Below are 24,686 nucleotides of genomic sequence, written 5' to 3'. Positions count from 1 at the left end.
CTTTCGCCCGTCCCGGCCGAAGAGAAGCGGCCTTTTTGAGGAGAGTTAGTCTTCCAACAGGATCGTGTCGCCGACTTCGATGCCGAAGCCGGTGAGGCCGACATAGTCTCGCTCCTTGGACGACATGACGCCGATGGAGAGGACGCCGAGATCGCGCAGGATCTGCGCGCCGACGCCGACTTCGCGCCAGCGCTGGGTGCGGGCCCGTGCGCTCGCATGTTTCTCGCCGTCGGCAACGCCCGCCGCGTTGGGTTCGATCCGCGCGTCCGATTCCGTCTCGAACTCGTCCACATTGGCGGTGCGCAGGAGCATCAGAATGCCGTGGCCTTCTCTGCGGATGGGCTCCAGCGCCGCGTCGACCCAGGATTTGCGACCCGTGCCACGCGAAAAGAGATCGACCACGGGCTGTTCGCGGTGAATGCGGGTCGGAACGTTCCGCTCACCCCGCACGTCGCCGAACACCACCACGACATGTTGAATCGTGTCGAACGGCGTCTGATAGATCTTCACGCGGCCCTTGAGCCCGCCGATCGTCATGTCCTCCTCACGCACGCTGGTCACGAAGCTTTCGCGCCGGATGCGGTAGGAAATGAGATCCTCGATCGAGACGATGCGAAGATTGTGCTCCTTGGCGAAGACCAGCAGCTCGGGCAGGCGCTTGACCGTGCCGTCGTCGTTCACGACCTCGGCCAGAATGCCGGCCGGGGCAAGGCCGGCCAGCTTGGCGAGATCGACGCCGGCTTCCGTATGGCCCGAGCGCGTGAGAACACCGCCTTCGCGCGCGATCAGCGGGAACATGTGGCCGGGGCGGATGAAGTCGCCGCCGACGGCGTTGTCATTGACGAGGGCGCGGGCCGTGTTGGCGCGCTCCTCGCCCGAGATGCCCGTCGTCATGCCGACCTTGTAGTCCACCGACACGGTGAAGGCCGTGCGCATCGGATCGAGATTGTTGGCGACCATCGGCGGAAGGTTGAGCTGGGCCGCGCGCTCGCCGGTCATGGGAACGCAGAGAATGCCGCTCGTGTGGCGGATCATGAAGGCCATCTTCTCGGGCGTCGCCTTGGCGGCCGCCATGATCAAATCGCCTTCGTTCTCGCGATCCGTGTCATCGACCACCACGACGAGTTCGCCCGCCGCGATGGCCTTGATGGCGTCTTCGATTCGATCCAGCTGCATGGCGACATCCTCCTGTTGCCTCGGCATTAAGCCGAGGCGGAGGCGCGATCAACCGGAACGGTGTGTTCGATACTCCGTGACAGCGACAGGGCCGCTATCCGCGACCCCGATAGCTTGGCGCGCCCTGGTCGGGCAGGAATATGCCAGCGGGCGGAGCGCCCGTCTGCCAGAACACGTCGATCGGAATGCCGCCGCGCGGATACCAATAGCCGCCGATTCGAAGCCAGAGCGGCTGGGTCGCTTCCACGATGCGCTGCCCGATCATGACCGTGCAGTCCTCGTGGAAGGCGCCATGGTTGCGGAAGCTGGTGAGAAACAGCTTCAGCGACTTGGATTCCACCAGTCGGGCATCGGGAACATAGTCGATCACGATATGCGCGAAATCCGGCTGGCCCGTGACCGGGCACAGCGAGGTAAATTCAGGGCAGGTGAAACGCACGACGGCGGCCGGGTCGGTCCGCCTCGCGAAGGGCACCGTTTCGAGAACGGCCTCTTCGGGGCTGGCGGCGGGGCGCGTGTCTCGGCCGAGCTGGGTCAGCTCTGTGGTCAAGGTGTGGTTCCTTCAACAGGAAGATGGGAGCAGAAGCTCGACAGCGATTGGACATGGCAGGCGACGTCTTCCCAGCCGTGGTAGATCATGCGGAGCGCCACGAAGAAGATGACCGCCAAGCCGATCCAGGCGATCCAGCGGTACTTATGGAGAAGATTGGCGATCAATGTGGCGGCCGCGCCCATGAGCACGACAGAAATCAGAAGGCCGATCACCAGAACGGTCAGATGGTCGCGCGCCGCGCCGGCGACCGCCAGAACATTGTCGAGCGACATGGACACGTCGGCGATGATGATCTGGAACAGGGCCTGACCGAAGGTCTTGTGCGTCTTGCCGGCTTCCGCGATGGCGTTGGCCTCGTCTTCCGCACTCCCGCTCTCGCGAATTTCGCGGAACATCTTCCAGCAGACCCACAGCAGCAGGATACCGCCGGCGAGCGTCAGGCCGATGATCGCCAGAAGCTGCACGGCGACCAGCGCGAAAAGAATGCGCAGAACCACCGCGCCGGCGATGCCGAGGAAGATCACCTTCCTGCGGATGGCGGGATCGACGCCCGCTGCCGCAAGGCCAACCACGACGGCATTGTCGCCCGCCAGCACGATGTCGATGAAGAGCACCTGAAGAAGTGCTGCCAGTTCGGCGGAGAGAAAGTCGCTCACGAGACCTGCTTATGGTTTGGGAAGAATCTACATGGGTCTTCGTTCAGTTCTGCGTGAAAGTCGATGACAAATTTGCCAGCCCCGCGTGACGTCGGCTTTGCCACCAAGCTGTTATGACGTTGATCTGACGGGACGGGCACGGGCATAACTTCGCTCACGCAAAGGCGAGCCCCTGTCATGATAACGAACTCGTGAAGACGAGCTTGTTCTCCTGCATTGTCTCTTGTCGCTGGAGGTTTGATCTTGGCCGAAAGTTTCCGAACCATTTCCCTGCTGGCGTGGCGGGATGGGGGCTTCGTGCCCATGGAGCGTGCGGTCCCCGCCGAGAGCGCGGTGGCGATCTCGGTGAATGGCTCGACCCATGCGGTGATGATGGCGACGCCGGCCGATCTTCGCGAGTTCGCGTTCGGACTGGCGCTGAACGAGCGGATCATCTCCCGCATAGAAGATGTCGAAAGCCTCGACATCGAACCTGTCGAGGGCGGCTACGATTGCCGGCTCTGGCTGGCGCCAGCGCTTGCGGCCCGCTATGTCGCGCGCCGCCGCCTGATGACGGGGCCGGTCGGCTGCGGCCTGTGCGGTGCGGAAAGTCTGGAGCAGGCCCGACCCGAGCTTGTCCCCTTGGCCGACCGATTGCGGATCGAGCCTGCCGCGATCGTGCGCGCCATGGCGCAGATGAGCGCGGGGCAGGTGCTGGGCGCGCGCACCCGTGCTGTTCACGCGGCGGCCTTCGCCAATGCGGAGGGCGAGGTTCAGGTGGTGCGCGAGGATGTCGGGCGTCACAACGCCTTGGACAAGGTGGCCGGTTGGCTTGCCCTCGAAGGGCGGCGCGCCGATGACGGCTTTCTCGTCATGACCAGCCGCGTCTCGGTCGAGCTGATTCAGAAGGCCGTCGCGATGCGATGCGAGCTTCTGGCCGCCGTTTCGGCGCCGACTGAGCTGGCCCTGCAAAGCGCGACGGAGGCCGGGCTGACGCTCGTGGTGGTGGTGCGGGGCGAAACGTTCGAAATCGCGACCCGCCCGGAGCGGATCGCCGGGGCGCCGTCTTTATGACGCCTTGGCAGCCAGTGCGCCGGGTTGGGCGGGGCGGATCAGGTCCGTCATGGAGCGCAGAAGCCGAGCCAGTTCGGGCTCCACCACGGCGGCGGCCGCGTCTTCCGTGCTGAACCATTGCCGCCGACGCTCTTGCGCCTCGGGCCAGCGCGAGGCGAGCTTGCTCACCTCCATGGGATAGACCTTCACGCGGCAGGACACGACGTCGCCATTGCGCAGGGTCTTGGGGTAGCGATAGGTGCCAGCTGCCTTTTTGGCGATATGCCCTTCCACGCCGGCTTCTTCGAAAGCCTCCTGCGCGGCGGCCTGATGGGGCAGCTTCGACTTCATCGGCCAGCCCTTGGGAATGACCCAGCGGCCGGTCTCGCGCGAGGTGACCAGAAGAACGCGCAGGCCGGATTCAGCATCGTTCGAATAGGCGAGGGCGCCGATCTGCTTGCGGTCTTTCATATGTGGCAGTCCTGATCTTCTAACGCTCAATGAACGCATATTCTAACTGTCCGAAGCTGGAAGGCGGACCATTATAATGTTGGCCGCGCTCCAATCGGGGTGACATGAAACAGGCTGCCGGGTCGTGCTCCAAAATGGGAAGCGCGACGGATGACGCCAAAGGCGCCCATCTAAGGCGTTGCCGTCTTTGTGAAAAAGACTCGGCGCATCGAGATGCGCTTGAGGTCTCTTATATAAGGATAGGTTCTGCCGTTTTGCAAACGATCGCGCGTGAATCAACATTCGCATGGATCAGCGAGCTTCACGCCGAGTGCCGATCTATGGCCTTTGGACCCATTCGCTGGCCATCTGTTGAACGCCCATTCAATGCCGGCAGGCTGGCTTTCTCGACGGGCTGTCCCAACTTTCCTTCCAACAGGTGATGGGCCCTTTGCCGCGTGGACGCATCCACCGCTCGCTGGCTCGACGATGGAAGGAGAAGGCCTGATGTCAAACATTCGCTATGAAGTGGTCGAGCACGATGGCGGCTGGGCCTACAAGGTGGGCGATGTATTCTCGGAAACGTTCCGCTCGCATGACGCTGCGCTCGCCGCCGCGCGCGACGCTTCTGCGCGTCAGGAACTGGCGGGCGAAACGGAAGGCATCGTCTATCAGGACCGCGAAGGCGCTTGGCACGAGGAGGTCGCGCGCGGTGACGATCGGCCTCACGCCGAAGTGGTCGACGCCGACTGAGACGGGTTGTCGAGGACATGCGGTATGACCGGACCCGGTTCGGTCTTACCCTGCATCGAAAAAGGCTGATGCGGCGTCTTCTCCCAGCGATGGGGCGCTCGCACGAGCTGCACGATGGCCCGCATCCCGGCAAAGCTCACCATCGCCCAGTAGAACCAGAGCGACCAGAGCTGCGAGAGATGATGGCGCTGCCCGCGCGGCGTGACGCGATGGGCGAGGGCACCGAAGGCGGCATAGGCCAGAAGCAGGTTGCTGACGTCCAGAAACACCAGCGTGCCGAAGCTGAGCGGGAAATCCCCGCCCATGGCGACGGTGACGACCGCGCTCGTCAGGTGCAGCCCGAAGACGAGATGCAGAAGGCTCGAGGCGATCATGCCGCCGAACACGAGCTGGAACGCCAGGAGATTGCGCCAGCCGATCTCGCGCAGCAGACGGCGTGGCTCGCGCATATGGACCAGCCACGTCTGGATCCAGCCCTTGATCCAGCGGGTGCGCTGGTTGCGCCAGTCGCGCCAGCAGGAGGTCGCGGACTCCGAAGTCGGCGCATGGATGATGCCGGTGCGATAGCCCGCGCGGGCGAGCCTGATGCCGAGATCGGCGTCTTCCGCGACATTGTGACTGTCCCAACCGCCGAGTTCCAGAAGAACCTCGCGCCGAAAATGGTTGGACGTGCCACCCAGAGGCAGCGGCAGATCGTGGGCGGCCAGCCAAGGCAGCGTCGCCTTGAACAGGACGTCGTATTCCATGGCAAACAAGGTCTCGAACCAGCCTTCTCCCGCATTGCGGATCGAAAGCGGCGCCTGGAGACAGGCGAGATCATCGGAGCTTCGGCGAAAGCTCTCGAAGGCAGCGCGCAGCTGCTGGGGCGCGGGGCGATCCTCGGCATCGTAAAGCACAAGAAATTCTCCCTGCGCGAGGGGGAGGGTGAAGTTCAGCGCCTTGGGTTTGGTCAGGGGATCGCTGCGCGGCGTCGCGATCACGAAGAAATTGGGCTCGTTCTCGATGGCGCGCTCGACGGCGTGAACCGTCTCGGGGTCCGACGCCTCGCAGACGAAGAACACTTCCAGACGTGAGCGCGGCCAGTCGAGGGCGGCCATGGCGCGCACGACGGACGGTGCCATGGCGGCCTCCCGATGCAGCGCGACCAGCACCGAATAGAGCGGCAGGGTCTTGTCCTGCGACGGGCGCGGAGCCACCGGCGCGGCACACTCATCGCTTCGCATGTCCAGCGGCAGCGTCTCGGACAGAACGGCGATGCGGAAGGTCGTCAGCACCAGCGCGCAGAGGCTGCACAGAAGATGCGTGCCGAACCAGAACCAAGGCAGGGTGGCCCAGGCGAGACCAAAGCCTATGAGGAGAAGCGTCATGACAGCCGCCTGCGCCCCTGTCATCACCTCGCGCGCGGACAGGCGGCGCTGGTCTGCCGAGAGGCTGAGACGAGCGCGGTCGGATCGCTCCTTCTGCGTGAACTCGGCCCGCGCTCGCGCCATGTCGCTGCGCGTCGTGATGCGCAGCCGCGCGCGGTCGGCCCCCAGCCCAGCGATGCTGCGGGCCAGGGAGCCGAGTCCGTCCAAAGCTGGGCAGATATGGAAGCGCGCTTCGAAGCCCGAGCCACAACCTTTGAGATGGCGTGGTCCGCTGAGCCATGCGCCATGCGCGTCGCGTAGCACGGTAACGCCGGGCTCGATCGGCTCCATCGGAATGCCGAGTGTGCGCGACAGCGCTTCGGCGAGTTGCGCCTCCGTCAGAGTGCGGCGCGCGACGAGCTCTTCCTCGATGCTCGATCCGATCCGGCGCGCGGCGAGGGCGGCAGCCTCGAAGGTCGGGGCGTCGATGCCGGCGTGAGCGAGGAATGCGGCGAGCAGCTGCCTCTGGAGATCCTCCTGCGAGGCCTCCTCTCCCGCCTCGTCGAGGATCACACCACGCGGCTTGCCGAGGCCCCCGGATGCGCCATAGAAGAAGGGGCGGCGCATCTGGAACTCGATACGATCCCGATCCACGGACCCTACAACCGACACGCGCCAACCCCACAAGGACACCATCCCATGGTTTCGCAATGATGCGCGCGAGGAAACCAACCTGCGGGAGAGTGCCCGCTTTTCTGCGTCGGCTATGCTTTCTTCTGGTTGCATCGCTTGGCGCTTCGACGCCGGTATGGGCGCAAGTCGTGCAGACGCCGAACTTCCACGACCAGGCACAGCGCGCGCCTGAGCCCGATCTCTCCGCCCGCACGCGCATCCGATTCCTTACCTCGGTCGACTATCCCCCGTTCAACTTCCTGGATGGCCGGGGGCAACTCGCCGGCTTCCATGTCGATCTGGCGCGCGCCATCTGCGAGGAACTGAACGTCACCGCGATCTGCCAGATCGAGGCGCGTCCCTTTGCCGATCTGGCCGGCGCGCTGGAATCGGGGGAGGGAGACGCGGTGATCGCCGGCCTTGCCATCACGGCCGACAATCGCGCGCGCTTCGCCTTCACCCAGCCCTTCTTCCGCTACCCTGCGCGGCTTGCGGTTCCGAAGGGCTCGGACCTCGGCGGCCCCCTGGCTCTCGGATTGCCGGATGTGGAGGTCGGCGTCGTGGCGAACGGCGCTCATGCGGCGATGCTGCAGTCCTTTTTCCCGAAGGCCCGCGCCGTCCCGTTCGAATCGGCGGAGAAGGCGCAGGAGGCCTTGCGCGCGGGCCGCGTGAAGGCGCTGTTCGGGGATGGGGTCGCTTTGTCCTTCTGGCTCGGCAGCGAAGCCGCGGCGGGGTGCTGCGAATTTCTGGGTGGCCCCTATCTGTCCGATCGGTTTCTGGGCGAAGGTCTGGCGATCGCCGTGCGCGCCGACGACCCTCAACTGGCCGCGGCCTTCGATTACGCCATCGGGCGCATCGTGAGGGAGGGCGGCCTGTCCGAACTCCTGCTGCGCTACTTCCCGATCAGCGCCTTCTGATGCCTCTTTGTTGACGAAGCGCCCGGCCACCCCATAGACCGAACCTTACGAGACGCCGGGCGCGCGGGACGCGCCGCCCACCAGCCCCAAGGAACTTGAGCGAATGTCCGACGCCGCGCGGCCTTCCGTCTTCCACGACGCCACGATCCGTACGGAAGGCCTGACCTCCAATGCCTGGCCCTTCGAGGAAGCGCGCAAGATCGTGAAGCGCCTGGAGCGCACGGGCAAGTCCGAGGCCTTGTTCGAAACGGGCTACGGCCCGTCCGGCCTGCCCCATATCGGCACGTTCGGCGAAGTGGCGCGCACGACCATGGTGCGCAACGCCTTCCGTGTTCTGACCGACGATGCGGTGCCGACGCGCCTCATCTGCTTTTCCGACGACATGGACGGGATGCGCAAAATCCCGGAAAACGTGCCCGACCGCGCCGCTTTGGAGCCCTATCTCCAGAGGCCGCTGACCGACGTGCCGAATCCGTTCGGGGGCGAGGGCGAAAGCTTTGCCGAGCACAACAATGCCATGCTCCGCCGCTTTCTCGATACGTTCGGCTTCGAATACGAGTTCGCCAGCGCGACGGATTACTATCGCTCGGGCCGTTTCGACGAGGTTCTTTTGCGCGCGGCCGAGCGCTACGAGGACATTATGGGCGTGATGCTGCCGACGCTCGGGACTGAGCGTCAGGCGACCTACAGCCCGTTCCTGCCGATCTCGCCCAAGACCGGCCGGGTGCTCTATGTGCCGATGAAGCATGTCGATGCCAAGGCGGGCACTGTCACCTTCCTCGACGAGGATGGCAGCGAGACGACCCTGCCGGTGACCGGCGGCGCGGTGAAGCTTCAGTGGAAGCCGGATTTCGGGATGCGCTGGGCCGCGCTCGGCGTCGATTTCGAGATGTTCGGCAAGGATCATCAGACCAATGCCGGCGTCTATGACAAGATCTGCGAAATCCTCGGCGGCGAAGCGCCGGAGCATTTCGTCTACGAACTCTTCCTCGACGCCGAAGGCGCCAAGATTTCCAAGTCCAAGGGCAATGGCCTGTCGATCGAGGAATGGCTGACCTATGCCTCGCCTGAGAGCCTTGGGCTCTACATGTTCAACAAGCCGCGCGCGGCCAAGCGCCTGCATTTCGACGTGATCCCGAAGGCGGTGGAGGATTACTACGCCTTCGCCAGCGCCTTCGATCGGCAGGACGCGAAGTCCCGCCTTCAGAACCCGGTCTTCCATATTCACGCGGGCGAGCCTCCGGTGAAGGGGATCGCGGTGCCCTTCGCGCTGCTTCTGAACCTCGTCTCGGCTTCCAACGCATCGGACGCGAAGACCCTTTGGGGCTTCATCTCGCGCTATGCGCCGGGCGTCACCGCCGAGACCGATCCCGAGCTCGACCGGCTCGTGACCTATGCGCTGCGATATTTCGAGGACTTCGTGCGGCCGACCAAGCGTTTCCGCGCACCGGACGAGGTGGAGCGCGCCGCGCTCGAAACGCTGGAGCAGAAGCTGGCGGCGCTGGCGCCCGACGCCGATGCGGGCGCGATCCAGGACGCGGTGCTCGACGTCGCCCGCCCGATCGAGCGCTATCAGGACGCCAAGAAGAAGGGCCCGGATGGCGGCCCCGGCGTCTCGCTCGAATGGTTCTCGGCGCTTTACCAAATCCTGATCGGGCAGGAGCGCGGGCCGCGCTTCGGCTCCTTCGTCGCGCTCTATGGCATCGAAGAAACGCGCAAGCTGATCCGCGATGCGCTGGAAGGCCGGCTTCAGCCGCTCGCCTGAATGGGCTGATCGGCGTGGGCGCTTCGGCTCACGCCGGTTATTGCAACGCGCCCTGCTGGGTGATCTCGAACTGCCAGATGCCACGCCCCGCCTTGCGCGCCTGATCGGCGCTGGTCGCATAGCGGCTGCCGGGCTCGGCATTCGCCCAGCCATTGCGCACCAGCCACTCGCCCACATCCTCTTCTCCTAGCCGGCAGGCGGTCGGACCCTCGGGAGACGAGGCCTCGGCGGGGTCGCAGGAGAGTGTGCGCCCCCGCAGCCAAGCACGGAACTCCGTGCGGGCTCGAACGCCGCAGGGCCAGGATCGCGGTCCGTCGGCGCAGCGCGCGTCCGGCGCGATGGGCTCGACCCCGGCAATATGGATCGTGTTTTCGCCGGAGCGGATCGTGCCGCTGTCGATCGCGATGGGGAAGGGGTAGTGACGCGTCCCCTCCGTGTCGGCTTCGGCTTTCTGCTCGGCAACCGGCGTAGCGCTGGCTTCGGCGGCTGCGGTTTCTCCCTCCGCCACCGCATTGGGCGCGGGAGCCGCTGCCGGCACCTCGGCAACCACGGGCTCGGCCGCGCCGGATGTGACCGCTGGCAGGCGCTGGAGCGGGCCGGACAGTTCGACCGCGACGGGGCCGATCGTTCGGACGGGGCCGACTATGCTTTCGGGCGTGCCTTCGTGGGCTGACGTCGTCTCGCTGATCTTCGTTACGGGCGCGACGGGCCGAATGTCCGCGATGGCCTCCCGCCGTTCCACCGGACCCAGCGCATGGTTGGGCAGAAGCAGCACCCAAGCCAGAAGAAGCGCGCAAAGCCCCAGCGCGATTCGAAAGGATTGCATGGCCATTCCCCGGTTTGCCGACGACCTCAATTAGCGTGCCTTCACCCTTTTGGAATAAGCAAGGTCCCGCTTACTGGCTGGCCCAGAGAATACGCGCGATCCATTCGATGTCGGCGGCGGCGAACTGGCGGTCGGGGAAGTCTGGGTTCACGGAGGCGAGTTCCACCGTCTTGGCGGTGCGCCTTTGCAGGATCTTGACCATGACTTCGCCATCGCGCGTCTTGGCGACGACGCGGTCGCCCCGGCGCACCGAGGCGGTGGGCGAGACGATCACCACATCGCCCTCCCGGTAAAGCGGCATCATCGACTGGCCCGACACTTCCAAGGCGTAGAGCGTTCCGTCCTGGCCCGGCAGTTCGATCTCGTCCCAGCCCTGACCGACCGGAAAGCCCGCATCGTCGAAGAAGCCGCCGACGCCCGCTTCCGCAAAGCCGAGCAGCGGAACCGACAGCGGCGCGCGCACCGGCACGCTCGCAGGCGACAGGCCACTGCCGAGAAAGGCCGAAAACTCGGAAAAGGACACACCCGTCGCCTCGATGATCTTCGAGATCGATTCCGTCGAGGGCCAGCGCGGCCGTCCGTCGCTGGCAAAGCGCTTGGAGCGGTTGAAGGTCGTGGGGTCGAGCCCGGCCTTGCGGGCGAGGCCCGAGGCGGTCAGCTTGTACTTGGCGGCCAGAAGGTCGATCGCCGTCCAGATGCGCTCGTGGGAAAACATGCGGATCGTCCCGAAGGTCGGTGCGGCTGGAGAAAAGAAGCGAGGAATATTATCCTTGAGATTTCCCTTCTTTACGGGGCGCCGTGGAGCGTGTCGAGACCCAGAAGTGATGGTATGCGGGCTTTTCCACGCGCTTTGCGCGCGGATCGTCGCAATCCATCGGACACGAGTTTCCCACAGGCTTGTCGGGAACCGCCCGGCGAAATGTGGCATTTTAGGGAGTTGGCGGGTGCAAGTCAGGCCCGCGCTTCGGGGAGACGACAATGCCTGCGCCGGGTTTGCGCTTTGCACCCAACACGAGCGAGGAAACACGCCGCCGCGCCAGCGAGCCCGGGCGCGGGCGTGACGCGAGCGGGCCGCTCGGCATTCCCTGGAAGGGCTGGAAGGACATTTCCTGGCGGCTCTGGTACTCGTTCTTCGAGGACCGGGTGATGCTGATCGCCGCGGGCGCGACCTTCTATCTCCTGCTCGCGCTGTTTCCCGCGCTGGCTGTCTTCGTGTCCTTCTACGGCATCGTGGCGGACCCCAAGACGATTGCCGATCATATCGCTTATATCGGCCAGTTCCTGCCGCGCGCGGGCACCGAAATCCTCACCTCCCAGCTCGAATATCTCGTGACGCGCGATCCCGCCTCGCTCTCGATCGGCTTCGTTTCGGGCCTTCTGTTCTCGCTGTGGAGCGCCAATAATGGCGTGAAGACTCTGTTCGAGGCGATGAACGTCGCCTATGGCGAGCAGGAAATGCGCTCCTTCCTGAAGCTCAATGCGGTCGCCTTTCTGTTCACCATGGGCGCGGTCTTCATCGGCATCGTCATGTTCGTCTCGGTCGGCGTGGTGCCGATCATCATGAACCTGATCGGCGCGGAAAGCCTGACCGACGAACTCGTGGCCGCCGCGCGCTGGCCAATCGTCTTCGCCCTCGCGGTCGGCGGCATCAGCATGGTCTATCGCTATGGGCCGAGCCGGGCGCGGGCGCGCTGGAAATGGGTCTTCTTCGGCGCGACGCTCACCGCCGCCATCTGGCTGGCCGCCTCCATGGGCTTCTCCTGGTATCTCCAGAACTTCGCCAATTACGGCGCGACCTATGGTTCGCTCGGCGCGGTGGTCGGTTTCATGATGTGGGTCTGGCTCTCTTCGACCATCTTCATCATCGGCGCGGAGATCAATGCCGAGATGGAACATCAAACCGCGATCGACACGACGGACGAACCCGAAAAGCCGCTCGGCGCGCGCGGTGCGCGGGTGGCCGATACGATCGGCCGCAGCCTCGCGCGCGAAAAGCGCGCGGGATGATTTCCAGCCTGTTTCGATAAGGAATGGGGCGGCCCGATGCGAGCCGCCCTTTTCTGATGGATCAGGCGGCCAGAGCCTCGCCGCCGAAGCGCGAATAGAAACTCTCGCCTCGCTCGGCCATCTCCCGCAGAAGCGGCGTCGGGCGGAAGCGCTCGCCATGCTTGGCTTCGAGCTTCTCGCACAGCGCCACGAAGGCCTTCACGCCCATCCCGTCGATATAGGAGATGGTGCCGCCCGTGTAAGGCGCGTAGCCGAAGCCCAGAATCGAGCCGACATCGGCTTCGCGCGGGTCGGTCACGACGCCTTCTTCCATGGTGCGGGCCGCTTCCAGCGCCATGGTCACGAGGAAGCGCTGCTTCAGCTCGGCGAAGTCCACCGCATCCGGGGCCTGCTGCGGGAACTTCTCTTTCAGTCCGGCCCAGAGATGCTTCTTGGCGGGCTTTTCGGGGTAGTCGTAGAAGCCCTTGCCCGCCTTGCGGCCGAGGCGGCCGTCTTCGGTCACCATCGCGTCGATCAACTGGAAATGGCGCGGGTCGATGGCATCTTCGCCCTCGTCGCGCATGGTCGCCTTCATGATGCGATGGCTGAGATCGACGGCGGTTTCGTCGTTCAGCGCCAGCGGGCCGACCGGCATCCCGGCGAATTTCGCGGCATTCTCGATCATGGCCGGCGGCACGCCTTCCACCAGCATGTCGTAGGCTTCCGTCATGTAGCGCAGGACGCAGCGATTGGCGAAGAAGCCGCGCGTGTCGTTGACGACGATGGGCGTCTTCTTGATGGCGCGCACGAAATCGAGCGCCGTCGCCAGGGCCTCGTCGCCCGTTTCCTTGCCGAGAATGATCTCGGTCAGCATCATCTTGTCGACGGGCGAGAAGAAATGGATGCCGATGAAACGTGTCGCCTCGGGGAAGGCGTCGGCAAGGCTGGTGATGGGCAGGGTGGAGGTGTTGGAGGCGAAGATCGCGTCGGGTTTCATGGCCTCGGCGGCCTTGCGCGTCACCTCGCCCTTGACCGCGCGATCCTCGAACACCGCTTCGATCACGAGATCGGCGTCCGCCAGCGCCGCATAGTCGGGCGTTGCGTTGATGCGCGAGAGAACCGCTTCGGCCTCGGCCGGCTTGGCGCGGCCCTTCTTGACGAGGCCGTCCATCAGCGAGGCGGAATGGGCCTTGCCCTTGTCGGCGGCGGCCTGATCCCGATCGATCAGCACCACATCGAGCCCGGCTTTCGCCGCGACATAGGCAATGCCCGCGCCCATGAAGCCGGCGCCCAGAATGCCGACGCGCCGGGGCGTGCGATCCGGCACGCCGGCCGGGCGGCGCGCGCCCTTGTTCAGCGCCTGCATGGAAACGAAGAGCGAGCGGATCATCATCGCCGCTTCGGTGGTCTGGAGCACTTCCGCGAAATAGCGCTGCTCGACCTTGAGCGCCTGGTCGATGGGCAGGAGCAGGCCCTCATAGACGCATTTCACGATGGCGCGCGCGCCGGGGTAATTGTCGGCGGTTTCCTTGCGATAAAGCGAGGCGACCGCCGGCCAGACCTGCGCGCCCGCTGGAGAGTAGACGGGGCCGGAGGGCAGCTTGAAGCCCTTTTCGTCCCAGGCTTTCACCGGCTTCAGCCCGGCGCGCAGCATGTCCTTGGCCTTTTCGACCAGTTGGTCTGCCGGCACCACCTCGTCGATCAGCTTCATCGACTTGGCCTTGGCGGCCGATAGGGTCTCGCCTTTCAGGAGCATCTGGAGGGCGGACTGCGTGTCGGTGAGGCGAGGCACGCGCTGCGTGCCGCCCGCGCCGGGGAAGATGCCGACCTTGACCTCCGGCAAGCCCATCTTGGCGCTGTCGGCGGCGACGCGGCCATGGCAGGCGAGCGCCAGCTCGAAGCCGCCGCCCATGCAGGTGCCGTTGATCGCCGCGACATAGGGCTTGCCGGAGGTTTCCAGCTTGCGCCAGATGCGCCCCATCTCGCCGCAGCGCTCGAACAGTTCCGCGACCGCCGCGTCCCTGTTCTCGCCGCGCTTGGCCTCGAACGTATCGAACATGCCGCGCAGCATCTTGAGATCGGCGCCGCCGGTGAACGAGCCCGCCTTGCCGGAGGTGAGGACGACGCCCTTCACGCTTGCATCAGTGGCGAAGGCATCCACCATGGCCTCGATCTCGCCCAACACCTCTTCGGTGAAGACGTTCATCGAGCGATCCGGCATGTCCCAGATGACGGTGACGAGACCGTCTTCGTTCGGGCCGAGGGAGAAGTTCTTGTAGGTCATACCAGCTTCCCGAAAAGGATGATTCAAGACAAACCGTGGTTCAATTTTGGGGGCCGGCTAAGGGCAAACCGGCACAACTTCAGACTTTGCTAAGAGAGCGACAGTTAAGTTGTCGCCGTGAAGCGAGCAGTAAAGGGACGTCGAATGAGCGGCGGATGCGAGGGATGCCGTTCGGGCGAAGCGCTGGACTTCGACTTCTCGATGGCTTTTCAGCCGATCTTCGACGTGCGCGAGTCGCGCGTCTGGGGCTATGAGGCGCTGATCCGAGGCCTCGCGGGCGAGGGGGCCTACAGCATCCTGTCCAAGGTCAACGACACGCAGAAATACCGCTTCGACCAACTCTGCCGTACCAAGGCGATCGAACTGGCGGCCCGCTTGTTTCCTCACGGCGAGAACCTTCGCCTGTCGATCAACTTCCTGCCCAATGCCGTCTACGAGCCCGCCGCCTGCCTGCGCGCCACGCTTCTGGCCGCCCGTCGGCACGCTTTCCCGCTGAACGCGCTGATGTTCGAGTTCACCGAGAGCGAGGAGATCGTCGATACCGGCCATCTCCAGCGCATCCTCGCCGAATATCGCCGGCAGGGCTTCGTGACCGCGCTGGACGATTTCGGCGCCGGCTATGCAGGGCTCGGCCTTTTGGTCGATTTCCAGCCGGACCTGATCAAGCTCGACATGAAGCTTCTGCGCGGCATCGATACGAGCTACCCCCGGCAGGTGGTCGTGGCCACCATCGCCGCTGCCGCCCGCGCCCTGAACATCGAGGTTCTGGCCGAGGGCGTGGAGACGGAGGCCGAGTTCACCATTCTCCAGACGGCCGGCATCCATCTCTTCCAGGGCTATTACTTCGCCCGCCCCGCTTTCGAAGCGCTGCCCCAGCTCAACCTGCGCAGCGCCCATGACATGGCCGCACAACTCGGCGTGCAGGTCTGCTGAGAACTTGCCTGTCAGTGGAAGGCGAGGGGAGTCCATGGCCTCCTTGCCTCACACGCGCTCGATGACGGTGGCCGTGCCCATGCCCGCGCCGATGCAGAGCGTGACGAGCGCAGTCTGCTTGTCCTGTCGCTCCAACTCGTCCAGCACCGTGCCCAGAATCATCGCGCCCGTCGCACCGAGCGGATGACCCATGGCGATGGCTCCGCCATTCACGTTCATGATCGCCGGATCGATGTCGAAGGCCTGGCAATAGCGCAGGACGACCGCCGCGAAGGCCTCGTTCAACTCGAACAGGTCGATGTCGGAGAGCGCCATGCCGGAGCGCTCTAGGAGCTTCTTCGTCACGTCCACCGGCCCGGTCAGCATCAAGGCGGGGTCGGAGCCGATATTGGCGAAGGTGCGGATGCGCGCACGGGGCTTCAGCCCAAGCGTTTCGCCCGCGCGTTTGGAGCCGAGAAGCACCGCGCCCGCGCCGTCCACGATGCCCGACGAATTGCCGGCATGGTGGACATGATCGACGCTTTCGAGTTCGGGATGGGCCTGAATGGCGACCGCGTCATACCCGCCCATTTCGCCATGCGCGGCGAAGGAGGCGTTGAGGCTGCCCAGCGACTGCATGTCGGTGGACGGGCGCATATGCTCGTCGCGATCGAGGATCACGAGTCCGTTCTGATCGCGCACGGGGATGACGGACTTGGCGAAGCGCCCATCAGCCCAGGCTTGCGCCGCGCGGCGCTGCGATTCCACGGCATAGGCATCCACGTCGTCTCGCGTGAAGCCGTATTTGGTGGCGATCAGATCGGCCGAGATGCCCTGCGGCATGAAATAGGCGGGGATGCCGACCGACGGGTCCATGATCCAGGCACCACCCGACATGCCCATGCCGACGCGCGACATGGACTCGACGCCGCCCGCGATCACGATGTCGTCCGAGCCGAAGGCGATCTTGGACGCGCCGAGATTGACCGCGTCGAGACCCGAGGCGCAGAAGCGCGAAATCTGCATGCCGGGCGCGGCGAAATCATAGCCCGCCTCGAAGGCGGCAGCCTTGGGGATCACCGAGCCGGCTTCGCCCACCGGATCGACGCAGCCGAAGATGATGTCGTCCACTTCGGCGGTGTCGAGCCCGTTGCGATCGCGCAGCGATTCCAGAACGCGGGCCGCGAGACGCACGGCCGGCACCTCGTGCAGCGAGCCGTCCTTCTTGCCCCGGCCGCGCGGCGTGCGAACATGATCGTAGATATAGGCTTCAGACATGTCGGGCTCTTTCCGATCGCGGCAGAAGGTTCAGAAGCTGGCGGCGTCGAGCGCCATGGTCGAGGTCGAGCCCGAAGAGATGCGGGCAAGATGGGCGGACGATTCCGGCATGATACGGTCCATGAAGAAGCGGCCCGTCGCAAGCTTGGCTTCGAGAAAAGCCGTGTCGCTCGTCTCTCCGCCGGCGAGCTTGTCGTTCGCGGCCTTGGCCATCTGGCCCCACATGTAGCCGAGGGCCACGAGCCCGAAGAGATGCATATAGTCGGTCGAGGCTGCGCCCGCATTGTCGGGCTTGGTCATGGCATTGCCCATGAGCCAGAGCGTCGCCGCCTGCAGATCGTTCAGCCCTTTCTTGAGGCCCTTGGTGAAAGGCGCCATGCGCTCGTCGGCGCGGTGCGCCTCGCAGAAGGCCCCGACCTCGGCGAAGAAAGCCTGGATGGCGCGGCCATTGTTCAAAGCCAGCTTGCGGCCGACGAGGTCGAGCGCCTGGATGCCGTTGGCGCCCTCGTAGATCTGGGCGATGCGCGCGTCGCGCACATACTGCTCCATGCCCCATTCGGCGATATAGCCATGGCCGCCGAAGACCTGCTGCGCCATCACCGTGTTGTCGAAGCCCTTGTCGGTGAGGACGCCCTTGATGACAGGCGTCATCAGGCCCATCCAGTCGTCGGCCGCCTCGCGCTCCTTGGCGTCGTCCGAGAGGTGGAACAGATCGCCTTTCAGGGCGGTCCAGAGGATCAGCGCGCGGCCGGCCTCGTTGATCGCGCGGATGGTCATGAGCATCCGCCTGACATCGGGATGCACGATGATCGGATCGGCTTTTTTGTCGGGCGCCTTGGTGCCGGACAGCGAGCGGCCCTGGATGCGCTCGCGGGCATAGGCGACCGCGTTCTGATAGGCGATTTCCGAGATGGCGAGACCCTGCACGCCGACGCCGAGCCGCGCCTCGTTCATCATCGTGAACATGGCGCGCAGGCCCTTGTCGGCCTCCCCGACGAGCCAGCCCGTCGCCCCGTCATAGTTCATGACGCAGGTGGCATTGGCGTGAATGCCCATCTTCTCCTCGATCGAGCCGCAGGAGAGAGAGTTGCGCGCGCCGGCCTCGCCCGAAGCATCCGGCAGGAACTTCGGCACGACGAACAGCGAAATGCCCTTCACGCCTTCGGGCGAGCCCTCGATGCGGGCGAGCACGAGATGGATGATATTGTCGGAGAGATCATGCTCGCCGGCCGAGATGAAGATCTTCTGCCCGGTGATGCGATAGGATCCGTCACCCTCCGGCACGGCCTTGGTGCGCAGAAGCCCCAGATCGGTGCCGCAATGGGGCTCCGTCAGGTTCATCGTGCCGGTCCAGATGCCGTCCACCATCTTGGGCAGGTAGAGCTGCTTCTGTTCGTCCGTGCCATGCAGCTGGAGCGCGGCGATGGCGCCACGCGTCAGGCCGGGATACATGGCGAAGGCCATGTTGGCCGAAGACAGGAACTCGTTGACGGCGGCCGCCAGCGTATGCGGCAGGCCCTGTCCGCCATAGGCCGCTTCCGCCGAAAGCCCGCCCCAGCCCGCTTCGCGAAAGCGCGCATAGGCCTCGCGGTAGCCCTTCGGCGTGGTGACGGAGCCGTCCTCCGCGCGGTGGCAGCCCTCGCGGTCGCCCGACTGGTTCAAGGGAAAGAACACGTCCTCGGCAAAGCGCCCGGCCTCGCCCAGCACCGCCTCCAGCACATCGGGGGAGACCTCCGCGAAGGCCGGCAGATTGTTGTAGCGCTCCAACCCCAAGACATCGTTCATGACGAACAGCGTATCGGCCACGGGCGCGTGATAGACCGGCATCGCAATTCTCCTCCCCGGATATGGCGATATTTGACGTTTGCGTAAACGTAAGTCTGAACATAGCCAGCTTGGCGTGAGCGCGCAAGCGTCTTGCCCCGACAAGCACCTCGCTCACGCAAGCGCTCCGCTTTGAACAAGCGCCTCCCTCGCACCTCCATCTGCGTTCTTTTCGCTTGAGCGGAGCCTGCGGATTTGGAACACACGGGGCGACAGGGCGTGGGGCACCCACGCCGACAGGAAGCCCGCCCGTTCGAGGACAAACGCCCATGTTCCAGGATTTCGACGACAGGTCCGACGCCTCGCAAACGGCTTCGCGGGTCGAGCGCCTGCGCGCGGCGCTCCGCGAGGCGGGCGTCGATGGGTTCGTCATCCCGCGAGCCGACGAGCATCAGGGCGAATATATTCCGCCATCCTCCGACCGGTTGCGCTGGATCACGGGCTTCACCGGCTCGGCCGGCGTCGCGCTGGTTCTGCCTGCGAGCGCGGCCGTCTTCGTGGACGGACGCTACACCGTGCAGGTGCGCGCGCAGATCGACGCTTCCGTCTTTGCGCCCGAAAGCTCCGTGGAGACGCCGCTCGCGGCCTATCTGAAGGACAAGGCCAAGGGGCTGCGCATCGGTATCGACCCTTGGCTGCATACATTGGCCGACGTGAAGTCGCTGGAAAAGGCGATGGAGGAGGCCGGCGGCGCTCTGGTTCTTCTGCCGCACAATCCGGTCGATCGCATCTGGCAGGATCGTCCGTTGCCGCCCAAGGGGCGCGTCACGCTGCAGCCGGTCGCCTATTCCGGCCTGGAGAGCGCCGAAAAGCTGGAGACGATCCGCGAAGGGCTGCGCAAGGCCGGGGCCGATGCCACGGTGCTGACCGATCCCTCCTCGGTCGCCTGGGTGTTCAACATTCGCGGCGGTGACGTTTCGCACACACCCTTGCCGCTTTCCTTCGCCCTGATCCCGGCGGACGGGCGGCCGACCCTCTTTATCGACGCGGATAAGCTGGACGGGGAGGCGAGCGCCTATCTCTCCGGCCTCGCCGATCTCGAAGCGCCCGACCAGCTCGAAGGCGCACTCGCCCGTTTTGCGGACGAGAAGGCCGTGATGCTCGATCCGGCCCTTGCCGCCGATCGTCTGTCGCGCATCGTCACCAAGGCCGGCGGCCGTGTCATCGAGAAGGAAGACCCGGCGCGCCTGCCGCGCGCGCGCAAGAACGCGGTCGAGATCGAGGGCTCGCGCCGTGCCCATCTGCGCGACGGGGCGGCTATCGCCTCCTTCCTGTCCTGGCTCGATCGCCAGCCGGCCGGCTCGATCACCGAGATCGACGCCGCGCAGAAGCTGGAGGCGATCCGCACGCGCTTCGGCGAGGCCGATGGAATGCCGCTGCGCGATCTCTCCTTCGACACGATCTCGGCCTCCGGCCCGAACGCCGCCCTGCCGCATTACCGCGTCAATCGGGACTCGAACCGCACCTTAGGCGACGGCGAGATTTTTCTGATTGATTCCGGCGCGCAATATCAGGATGGCACGACCGACATCACGCGCACGGTCGCCATCGGCGTGGTGCCGGACGAGGCGCGCCAGAAGTTCACGCTGGTGCTCAAGGGCATGATCGCGATTTCCACCGCGCGCTTTCCCAAGGGCACGCGGGGCATGGACCTCGATCCGCTGGCGCGCATCGCGCTGTGGAAGGCGGGCTGCGACTATGCCCATGGCACGGGCCACGGCATCGGCTCGTTTCTGGCCGTGCATGAGGGGCCGCAATCCATATCGAAGCGCGGCGCGGCGGTTCTGGAGCCGGGCATGATCGTCTCGAACGAGCCGGGCTATTATCGCGAAGGCGCTTTCGGCATTCGCATCGAGAACCTGCTCCTGACGCTGGAGGCGAGTGAGATCGAGGGTGGCGATCTGCCCATGCATGGGTTCGAGACGCTGACCTTCGCGCCGATCGATCGCCGTCTCGTGGTTCGCTCGCTCTTGAGCGAAGCTGAAATCGATTGGCTCAACGCCTATCACGCCGAGGTCGCGGCCCGCATCGCACCGCGCCTCGACGAGGAGGATCGCCGCTGGCTGGAACTGGCGACGCGTCCCTTGCCTGTCTGATCCAACAAGAAGGCAGCCGTGGCGCTAGTGCTTCGGCTGCCTTGCGTTGAATGACTGCCTTATCGGCACAAGCGACGTGGCCCGTTGCTGGGCTGGAACGTGCCGCTTTCGCGGTCGAAGCTGCGATAGCGCGTTTCGCAATAGCGATACCATGCGCCGCTGAACGGCGCGGGACGGCTGCTGGCCGCGTTCGGTTGCGCGCCGTATTCGGCCTTGTAGAGCGCGGCGTTCTGGTCGAAGCCGAGAACCGCGCCCGCCTGCACAAGCGGATCGAGGCGATAGAAGCCGGGAACGGGTGGGGCGGGGGTCGCGTAGTAGAGCGGCCCCGCGACGCCCGGCCCACCGAACTGGCCGACCGTCTTGCGATAATAGGGTCCGGTAACAATGCTCGGAACGATGGGGTATTGCGCATCCCGCGCATAGACGGGACGATTATAGGGATCGATCCCGACGAATTCCCCGGCGGACGCTGCCGATGGGGCGAAGGCCCAGAGCCCAAGCGCCAGACACGCCGCGTTCATTCCCTTCGAGCCGAACATTCGCTGCCCTCCGTGCATAACTTGCGCCAAACTGTCGCTGGAGAAATGCGCCGTGGCTCCGCCCGGTTCCCGCTCCAAACGGAAACGGCCGCATCGCGGGATGCGGCCGTGCAAGAGCTGAACAGGCTGGTGTCAGCGGCAGAATTGGCGCGGCCCGTTATAGGGCTGGAACGTGCCGGAGCCCGGATCGAAGGAGCGGTAGCGGGACGAGCAATAGCGATACCAGTCGCGGCTCCACGGGCGCGGACCATAAGCCGGCGCGGCGTAGCGGGGCGCCGCATAACGTGGGGCAACATAGCGCGGCTGGTTGGCGCTCGCGATGGCTGCGCCGACGCCGAGGCCCAGGATCGCGCCTGCGATGGCCGCGCCGCCATTGTTGTGACGGTGGCGATAATAGCGCGGGCCGCCCTCGTAATAACGGGGACCGCCGTAATATCCCTGCCCGCCGTAATAGCGGGGGCCGCCGTAGTAGCCCGGTCCGCCCCGGTAATGATGGCGACCATAACCGCCCCAATAGGGATCGGCCTTGGCGGTGGAAACGCCAACGAGAGGAACTTGGGCCGGCACGGCGGCAGGGAGCATGGTCAGCGCGATGGCCGCAGCCAGCACCTTGCCACCTAGCATTCTTACGATACGCATGGTTCACTCCGGCAAAGCAATGAATTCGCTCAAGGAACAGCTTTTCGCCTGAACGGTTCCTGAACGACCGCCGGTTATGAAGTCAGTCGATCATATTGTCGTGAATTAGCCCGCGCCGACGCGGGGGAGTGCCGGCGCTTGAACTCGTGTCAACTCGCGTCGGTGAGATCAAAAAACGACAAATTAAGAAAAAGTTGTTACCGGTTTCCTAATCCAATTGCGCCGCCGTGCCATCGGCGGCAAGACACGATCAGAAGCCGTTGCCTTCGGGGTCCCGTTCCATGACGTCACCTTTGACCTTTCTCTTCCGGCGCGGCCCGCTGCGGCCGGGTGCCCCTGAGAGCGAGGCCGTGGAACCGACGTTTCAGCAGCCGCCGCAGCAACCGCAGCAGCCCAGGAGGGCGCCTCCTGTGGAGCAGCGCATGCCCGTTCAGCCTTCGATGCCGCCGCTCGACGGAATCGGCCAGCGCAACGAGATGCTGCGTGTGCGCATCGGCGAGATGGCCGAGCGCCTGGGCGACCTGCGCACGCTGACCGACGATTTCGCCGAACTGATCGAACCTGTCGAGACCATCGCCGGCGAATTGTCGCATGCCAAGGCGCGTGTTCTCGAACTCGACGCCCTCCTGGCGCAGGAGATGGACGCCAACCAGTCGCTGCGCCGCGAGGTGGACGATCTCCTTGGCCGCCATTCGCAGGCCATGGCGGACCTGACCTCCACCACCGCGCGGATCGGCCGCCTGGAAGCGACGCTGCGCGAAAACGAGACGATGCTGGACGAGCAGCGCCTGTCGCTGCGCGAGCGCACCTCCCATGCCAACGCGCTGGAGCGCCAGCTTCTGGCCGAGGTCGAGCAGAACCAGTCGCTGTCCCTCGAAGTGAAGACGCTGCGCGCCGAAGCGCAGATTTCCGAGCAGGCTCTGAACGAGGCCGAGCGGATGCTCTCCGACACGGAGGAGCGCCGGCAGATTCTGGATGGCGAGAACCGCCGTCTCCAGAATCTGGCGGAGGAGCAGTCCGCCGAACTCGTGTCCCTGTCCGGCCGGCTCAATGAGCTGGAACAGCAGATCGACCAGAACCTCCAGTCGATCTCGATGCTGGAGGCCCAGCTGGTTTCGGAGCAGGCCGCGCGCCAGCGGGCCGTCGCGCAGCACGAGGTCGATCTCGGCGCGCTGAAGACCGAGCGCGCCAATTCCACCATGAAGATCGAGACGCTGAACGCGCGTCTCGCCGCGACCGACCAGATCCTGGCGCAGGTGCGCAACCAGTTGCGCGAACGCGAGGAAACGGTTCGCTCGGCCGACCGCGCCGTGAAGGAAGCCTCGGCCGAACGCACGACGCAGGAGCGCCGCGTCGAAAGCCTGCGCGGGGACAATGGTCGTCTGGCGACGCTTCTGCAGGAGGCCGACAAGGGCCGCAACGAAATGGAAGCGCGCTGCGACATGCTGGTGAAGGCGCTGGCCGCCAAGGATGCGGCTTTGGAAAGCGCCAATTCGCGCGCCGCCAACCTGTCGGATCGCGTGGAAACGCTGACGCTGCGCTTCGAGCAGGAGCGCATGGCACTCGAGGTCGCTAACCGTCGCCTGATCGAAGAGTTGCAGAACGAGCGCGCCGAACGCACACTCGCTCAAGGCGCGCTCGATATCGCGCGGGAAAGCCGCTCGGCCCTGCAACGCCAGAACGAAAGCCTTAAGCGCGCCACGAGAAGCCGGCATGGTGAGTTGGGGGGAGAACTGCCGCCGGAGCCGCCGCGAGAAGGAAAGAGTTCGAACGTGCGGCCCTTCTCGGCGTTGGACAAGAACGACTGAACGCCTCCGGGCGTTTCGAAATGCGGTAAGGGACGAGGGGAAACGCAGGGATGACCATCAGAGGGAACGAGGAGATCGGCTTCAGCCTTCGCCAGAGTCTGGCCGACGCGGCGGACGAGCGAACCGGCGAGCCGAATTTCTCGCTGGTTTCGGCCGGCGCGGAGCCCAAGCGCGACTGGTCGGCCGCGCTCGATCTCGTGCGCGAAGCCAGCGAAGCCATTCGCATTCGCGACGAACGCGCGACCGAGATGGAAATCGAGCACCGGCTGGACGCCGAGCGTGCGAGCGAGGAAATCCGCGCGCTCCAGGAGCAGCTGGACGAGACCGAAGTCCGGCTGGCCGAGTCCGAGGCCCGCGCGCGGCGCGCCGAGGCCCGCGCCAGCGAGGCCGAAGCCTGGTTGGCGAAGATGCACGATGCCATCATCGGCAGCTTCAGCAAGGTGATGGGATCGGACAGCGATGCGCAGGTCGAGGCCGATCTGCGCGCCGCTTTCCTCAGCAATCGTGAAGGGGACGAAGAATGAGCGCGATCCGCAACGAGTTGGCCGGCGAAATCGAGATCGACGTGGCCCAACCGGACGCGCCCTCGGCCCTGTTCGACACCACGGCCGAAGAGCTCAGTGCCATGTTCCGCGGCGCCGAGCCGCTGCCGCTGCGCGAGGGCGAAATCCCCGCGCCGGCCAATGAAGGCAGCGCGGTCGCGGTGGCGGCATCCAGCGAGCTGATCGAGCCCATGACCGGAACCATGCCGGTCGATGCGCCGGGCGGGGACTGGACACAGACCCTTTCCATGGTGGAGCAGGCAGCGGGCACGATCCGCAGCTACGAAAAGCGCTTCGCCCAATTGGAGAAGCAGAACCGCGCCCTGGCCGATCGCGCGGCCGAGGAGCACCAGCGCGCCCAGGCCCAGATACAGGTTCTCGAAGAGCGCTTGAAGGCGGCCGACGAGAAGCTGGCCGGTGCGGAAGTTGCCTTGCGCAATTCCGAATACAACGAGTGGGAAACGAGCGTTCGCGCCAAGCGCGCGGAGCAGCGCGCCGAAGAGGCCGAGGCCCGCGCGCGGCAGGCGGAAGCCTATCTGCGCCGCGTGCATGAGCTGATGGCCGGCGTGTCCTGATCCCAACGCTATTTTGAACAGATGAAACCCGCCCTGCGCCTTCGGGAGCAGGGCGGG

Annotated in this window: 22 protein-coding genes; 10 read left to right on the top strand and 12 right to left on the bottom strand. The window is 65.3% G+C overall.

Features of this window, described 5'->3' with window-relative positions:
• Positions 1-45 precede the first annotated feature (45 nt).
• From ribB to NS365_RS12830, 3 genes are all read right to left on the bottom strand, one after another.
• A complete protein-coding gene (gene ribB, locus NS365_RS12840) occupies positions 46-1,176 on the bottom strand; it encodes a 3,4-dihydroxy-2-butanone-4-phosphate synthase (protein ID WP_058600685.1) in 1,131 nt (376 codons plus the stop codon).
• A 94-nt stretch (positions 1,177-1,270) separates the two neighbouring features.
• A complete protein-coding gene (gene queF, locus NS365_RS12835) occupies positions 1,271-1,726 on the bottom strand; it encodes a preQ(1) synthase (protein WP_058600684.1) in 456 nt (151 codons plus the stop codon).
• The gene (locus NS365_RS12830; RefSeq protein ID WP_058600683.1) at positions 1,723-2,385 is read right to left on the bottom strand and encodes a TerC family protein; all 663 of its coding nucleotides are present in this window, start codon (positions 2,383-2,385) and stop codon (positions 1,723-1,725) included. The genes queF and NS365_RS12830 overlap by 4 nt, the downstream gene beginning before the upstream one ends.
• A 303-nt stretch (positions 2,386-2,688) precedes the next feature.
• On the opposite strand from NS365_RS12830, the gene fdhD reads away from it, so the two are divergent.
• On the top strand, positions 2,689-3,438 hold the full coding sequence (fdhD, locus tag NS365_RS12825) for a formate dehydrogenase accessory sulfurtransferase FdhD (RefSeq protein ID WP_058600931.1): 750 nt from the start codon (positions 2,689-2,691) through the stop codon (positions 3,436-3,438).
• On the opposite strand, the gene NS365_RS12820 is transcribed toward fdhD, so the two are convergent.
• Positions 3,433-3,888 (bottom strand): NUDIX hydrolase, encoded by a 456-nt coding sequence (locus NS365_RS12820; protein ID WP_058600682.1) that lies wholly within the window; start codon positions 3,886-3,888, stop codon positions 3,433-3,435. The two genes, fdhD and NS365_RS12820, sit on opposite strands and share 6 nt — an antisense overlap.
• 486 nt (positions 3,889-4,374) lie before the next feature.
• Between NS365_RS12820 and NS365_RS12815 the strand changes: the two genes are divergently transcribed.
• On the top strand, positions 4,375-4,620 hold the full coding sequence (locus NS365_RS12815) for a DUF2188 domain-containing protein (RefSeq protein WP_058600681.1): 246 nt from the start codon (positions 4,375-4,377) through the stop codon (positions 4,618-4,620).
• Here NS365_RS12815 and NS365_RS12810 read toward each other — a convergent pair.
• On the bottom strand, positions 4,593-6,653 hold the full coding sequence (locus NS365_RS12810) for a glycosyltransferase family 2 protein (RefSeq protein ID WP_193753433.1): 2,061 nt from the start codon (positions 6,651-6,653) through the stop codon (positions 4,593-4,595). The genes NS365_RS12815 and NS365_RS12810 overlap by 28 nt on opposite strands.
• Positions 6,654-6,787: 134 nt before the next feature.
• Here NS365_RS12810 and NS365_RS12805 point away from each other — a divergent pair, with 134 nt between their 5' ends.
• Together NS365_RS12805 and NS365_RS12800 are read left to right on the top strand one after the other, a co-directional pair.
• Positions 6,788-7,555 (top strand): transporter substrate-binding domain-containing protein, encoded by a 768-nt coding sequence (locus NS365_RS12805; RefSeq protein WP_244493406.1) that lies wholly within the window; start codon positions 6,788-6,790, stop codon positions 7,553-7,555.
• A gap of 103 nt (positions 7,556-7,658) precedes the next feature.
• Positions 7,659-9,320: a lysine--tRNA ligase gene (locus tag NS365_RS12800; protein WP_244498441.1), complete on the top strand. Its 1,662-nt coding sequence runs from the start codon at positions 7,659-7,661 to the stop codon at positions 9,318-9,320.
• A 37-nt stretch (positions 9,321-9,357) separates the two neighbouring features.
• Here the strand turns inward: NS365_RS12800 and NS365_RS12795 are convergent, their stop codons facing one another.
• Together NS365_RS12795 and NS365_RS12790 are read right to left on the bottom strand one after the other, a co-directional pair.
• The gene (locus NS365_RS12795) at positions 9,358-10,146 is read right to left on the bottom strand and encodes a thermonuclease family protein (protein WP_153003759.1); all 789 of its coding nucleotides are present in this window, start codon (positions 10,144-10,146) and stop codon (positions 9,358-9,360) included.
• 70 nt (positions 10,147-10,216) lie between these two features.
• Positions 10,217-10,861: a S24 family peptidase gene (locus tag NS365_RS12790; protein ID WP_058600677.1), complete on the bottom strand. Its 645-nt coding sequence runs from the start codon at positions 10,859-10,861 to the stop codon at positions 10,217-10,219.
• A gap of 263 nt (positions 10,862-11,124) precedes the next feature.
• On the opposite strand from NS365_RS12790, the gene NS365_RS12785 reads away from it, so the two are divergent.
• Positions 11,125-12,153 carry a YihY/virulence factor BrkB family protein gene (locus NS365_RS12785; protein WP_058600676.1) on the top strand — a complete coding sequence of 343 codons (1,029 nt, stop codon included), beginning with the start codon at positions 11,125-11,127 and terminating at the stop codon, positions 12,151-12,153.
• Between the two features lie 61 nt (positions 12,154-12,214).
• On the opposite strand, the gene NS365_RS12780 is transcribed toward NS365_RS12785, so the two are convergent.
• Entirely contained in the window at positions 12,215-14,416 is a 2,202-nt protein-coding gene (locus tag NS365_RS12780) for an FAD-dependent oxidoreductase (RefSeq protein WP_058600675.1), read from the bottom strand.
• Positions 14,417-14,560: 144 nt separating this feature from the next.
• Here NS365_RS12780 and NS365_RS12775 point away from each other — a divergent pair, with 144 nt between their 5' ends.
• The gene (locus NS365_RS12775; RefSeq protein WP_058600674.1) at positions 14,561-15,349 is read left to right on the top strand and encodes an EAL domain-containing protein; all 789 of its coding nucleotides are present in this window, start codon (positions 14,561-14,563) and stop codon (positions 15,347-15,349) included.
• Between the two features lie 48 nt (positions 15,350-15,397).
• On the opposite strand, the gene NS365_RS12770 is transcribed toward NS365_RS12775, so the two are convergent.
• Together NS365_RS12770 and NS365_RS12765 are read right to left on the bottom strand one after the other, a co-directional pair.
• Positions 15,398-16,606, bottom strand: coding sequence for an acetyl-CoA C-acetyltransferase (locus tag NS365_RS12770; protein ID WP_058600673.1), 1,209 nt, complete (start codon positions 16,604-16,606; stop codon positions 15,398-15,400).
• A 30-nt stretch (positions 16,607-16,636) separates the two neighbouring features.
• Positions 16,637-18,433, bottom strand: coding sequence for an acyl-CoA dehydrogenase C-terminal domain-containing protein (locus NS365_RS12765; protein ID WP_058600672.1), 1,797 nt, complete (start codon positions 18,431-18,433; stop codon positions 16,637-16,639).
• A 266-nt stretch (positions 18,434-18,699) separates the two neighbouring features.
• Between NS365_RS12765 and NS365_RS12760 the strand changes: the two genes are divergently transcribed.
• Positions 18,700-20,526, top strand: coding sequence for an aminopeptidase P family protein (locus tag NS365_RS12760; RefSeq protein WP_058600671.1), 1,827 nt, complete (start codon positions 18,700-18,702; stop codon positions 20,524-20,526).
• Positions 20,527-20,585: 59 nt separating this feature from the next.
• Here the strand turns inward: NS365_RS12760 and NS365_RS12755 are convergent, their stop codons facing one another.
• Positions 20,586-21,065 carry a BA14K family protein gene (locus tag NS365_RS12755; RefSeq protein ID WP_058600670.1) on the bottom strand — a complete coding sequence of 160 codons (480 nt, stop codon included), beginning with the start codon at positions 21,063-21,065 and terminating at the stop codon, positions 20,586-20,588.
• Positions 21,066-21,197: 132 nt separating this feature from the next.
• Positions 21,198-21,704 carry a BA14K family protein gene (locus tag NS365_RS12750; protein WP_153003758.1) on the bottom strand — a complete coding sequence of 169 codons (507 nt, stop codon included), beginning with the start codon at positions 21,702-21,704 and terminating at the stop codon, positions 21,198-21,200.
• A gap of 422 nt (positions 21,705-22,126) precedes the next feature.
• On the opposite strand from NS365_RS12750, the gene NS365_RS12745 reads away from it, so the two are divergent.
• Genes NS365_RS12745 through NS365_RS12735 form a run of 3 tightly spaced genes read left to right on the top strand, consistent with a single transcriptional unit; the run spans position 22,127 to position 24,629 of the window.
• Positions 22,127-23,512 carry a chromosome partitioning protein ParA gene (locus tag NS365_RS12745; protein ID WP_153003757.1) on the top strand — a complete coding sequence of 462 codons (1,386 nt, stop codon included), beginning with the start codon at positions 22,127-22,129 and terminating at the stop codon, positions 23,510-23,512.
• Between the two features lie 50 nt (positions 23,513-23,562).
• A complete protein-coding gene (locus NS365_RS12740) occupies positions 23,563-24,036 on the top strand; it encodes a hypothetical protein (protein ID WP_058600667.1) in 474 nt (157 codons plus the stop codon).
• The gene (locus NS365_RS12735) at positions 24,033-24,629 is read left to right on the top strand and encodes a hypothetical protein (protein WP_058600666.1); all 597 of its coding nucleotides are present in this window, start codon (positions 24,033-24,035) and stop codon (positions 24,627-24,629) included. Before NS365_RS12740 ends, NS365_RS12735 begins: the two co-directional genes overlap by 4 nt.
• Positions 24,630-24,686: the final 57 nt, after the last annotated feature.

The organism is Aureimonas ureilytica (assembly GCF_001475935.1).
Classification (GTDB): domain Bacteria; phylum Pseudomonadota; class Alphaproteobacteria; order Rhizobiales; family Rhizobiaceae; genus Aureimonas; species Aureimonas ureilytica_A.
The sequence above is the reverse complement of the archived record's forward strand: the minus strand, read 5'-3'. Positions and strand labels throughout refer to the sequence as shown.

What these genes read in the sequence shown, in the direction of transcription:
- ribB (WP_058600685.1), bottom strand. Translation starts at nt 1,176, where the DNA reads ATGCAGCTGGATCGAATCGAAGACGCCATCAAGGCCATCGCGGCGGGC.
- NS365_RS12815 (WP_058600681.1), top strand. Translation starts at nt 4,375, where the DNA reads ATGTCAAACATTCGCTATGAAGTGGTCGAGCACGATGGCGGCTGGGCC.
- NS365_RS12785 (WP_058600676.1), top strand. Translation starts at nt 11,125, where the DNA reads ATGCCTGCGCCGGGTTTGCGCTTTGCACCCAACACGAGCGAGGAAACA.
- NS365_RS12795 (WP_153003759.1), bottom strand. Translation starts at nt 10,146, where the DNA reads ATGCAATCCTTTCGAATCGCGCTGGGGCTTTGCGCGCTTCTTCTGGCT.
- NS365_RS12790 (WP_058600677.1), bottom strand. Translation starts at nt 10,861, where the DNA reads ATGTTTTCCCACGAGCGCATCTGGACGGCGATCGACCTTCTGGCCGCC.
- NS365_RS12800 (WP_244498441.1), top strand. Translation starts at nt 7,659, where the DNA reads ATGTCCGACGCCGCGCGGCCTTCCGTCTTCCACGACGCCACGATCCGT.
- fdhD (WP_058600931.1), top strand. Translation starts at nt 2,689, where the DNA reads ATGGAGCGTGCGGTCCCCGCCGAGAGCGCGGTGGCGATCTCGGTGAAT.
- NS365_RS12745 (WP_153003757.1), top strand. Translation starts at nt 22,127, where the DNA reads ATGCCCGTTCAGCCTTCGATGCCGCCGCTCGACGGAATCGGCCAGCGC.
- NS365_RS12765 (WP_058600672.1), bottom strand. Translation starts at nt 18,433, where the DNA reads ATGCCGGTCTATCACGCGCCCGTGGCCGATACGCTGTTCGTCATGAAC.
- NS365_RS12755 (WP_058600670.1), bottom strand. Translation starts at nt 21,065, where the DNA reads ATGTTCGGCTCGAAGGGAATGAACGCGGCGTGTCTGGCGCTTGGGCTC.
- NS365_RS12740 (WP_058600667.1), top strand. Translation starts at nt 23,563, where the DNA reads ATGACCATCAGAGGGAACGAGGAGATCGGCTTCAGCCTTCGCCAGAGT.
- NS365_RS12770 (WP_058600673.1), bottom strand. Translation starts at nt 16,606, where the DNA reads ATGTCTGAAGCCTATATCTACGATCATGTTCGCACGCCGCGCGGCCGG.
- NS365_RS12775 (WP_058600674.1), top strand. Translation starts at nt 14,561, where the DNA reads ATGAGCGGCGGATGCGAGGGATGCCGTTCGGGCGAAGCGCTGGACTTC.
- NS365_RS12735 (WP_058600666.1), top strand. Translation starts at nt 24,033, where the DNA reads ATGAGCGCGATCCGCAACGAGTTGGCCGGCGAAATCGAGATCGACGTG.
- NS365_RS12820 (WP_058600682.1), bottom strand. Translation starts at nt 3,888, where the DNA reads ATGAAAGACCGCAAGCAGATCGGCGCCCTCGCCTATTCGAACGATGCT.
- NS365_RS12780 (WP_058600675.1), bottom strand. Translation starts at nt 14,416, where the DNA reads ATGACCTACAAGAACTTCTCCCTCGGCCCGAACGAAGACGGTCTCGTC.
- NS365_RS12750 (WP_153003758.1), bottom strand. Translation starts at nt 21,704, where the DNA reads ATGCGTATCGTAAGAATGCTAGGTGGCAAGGTGCTGGCTGCGGCCATC.
- NS365_RS12760 (WP_058600671.1), top strand. Translation starts at nt 18,700, where the DNA reads ATGTTCCAGGATTTCGACGACAGGTCCGACGCCTCGCAAACGGCTTCG.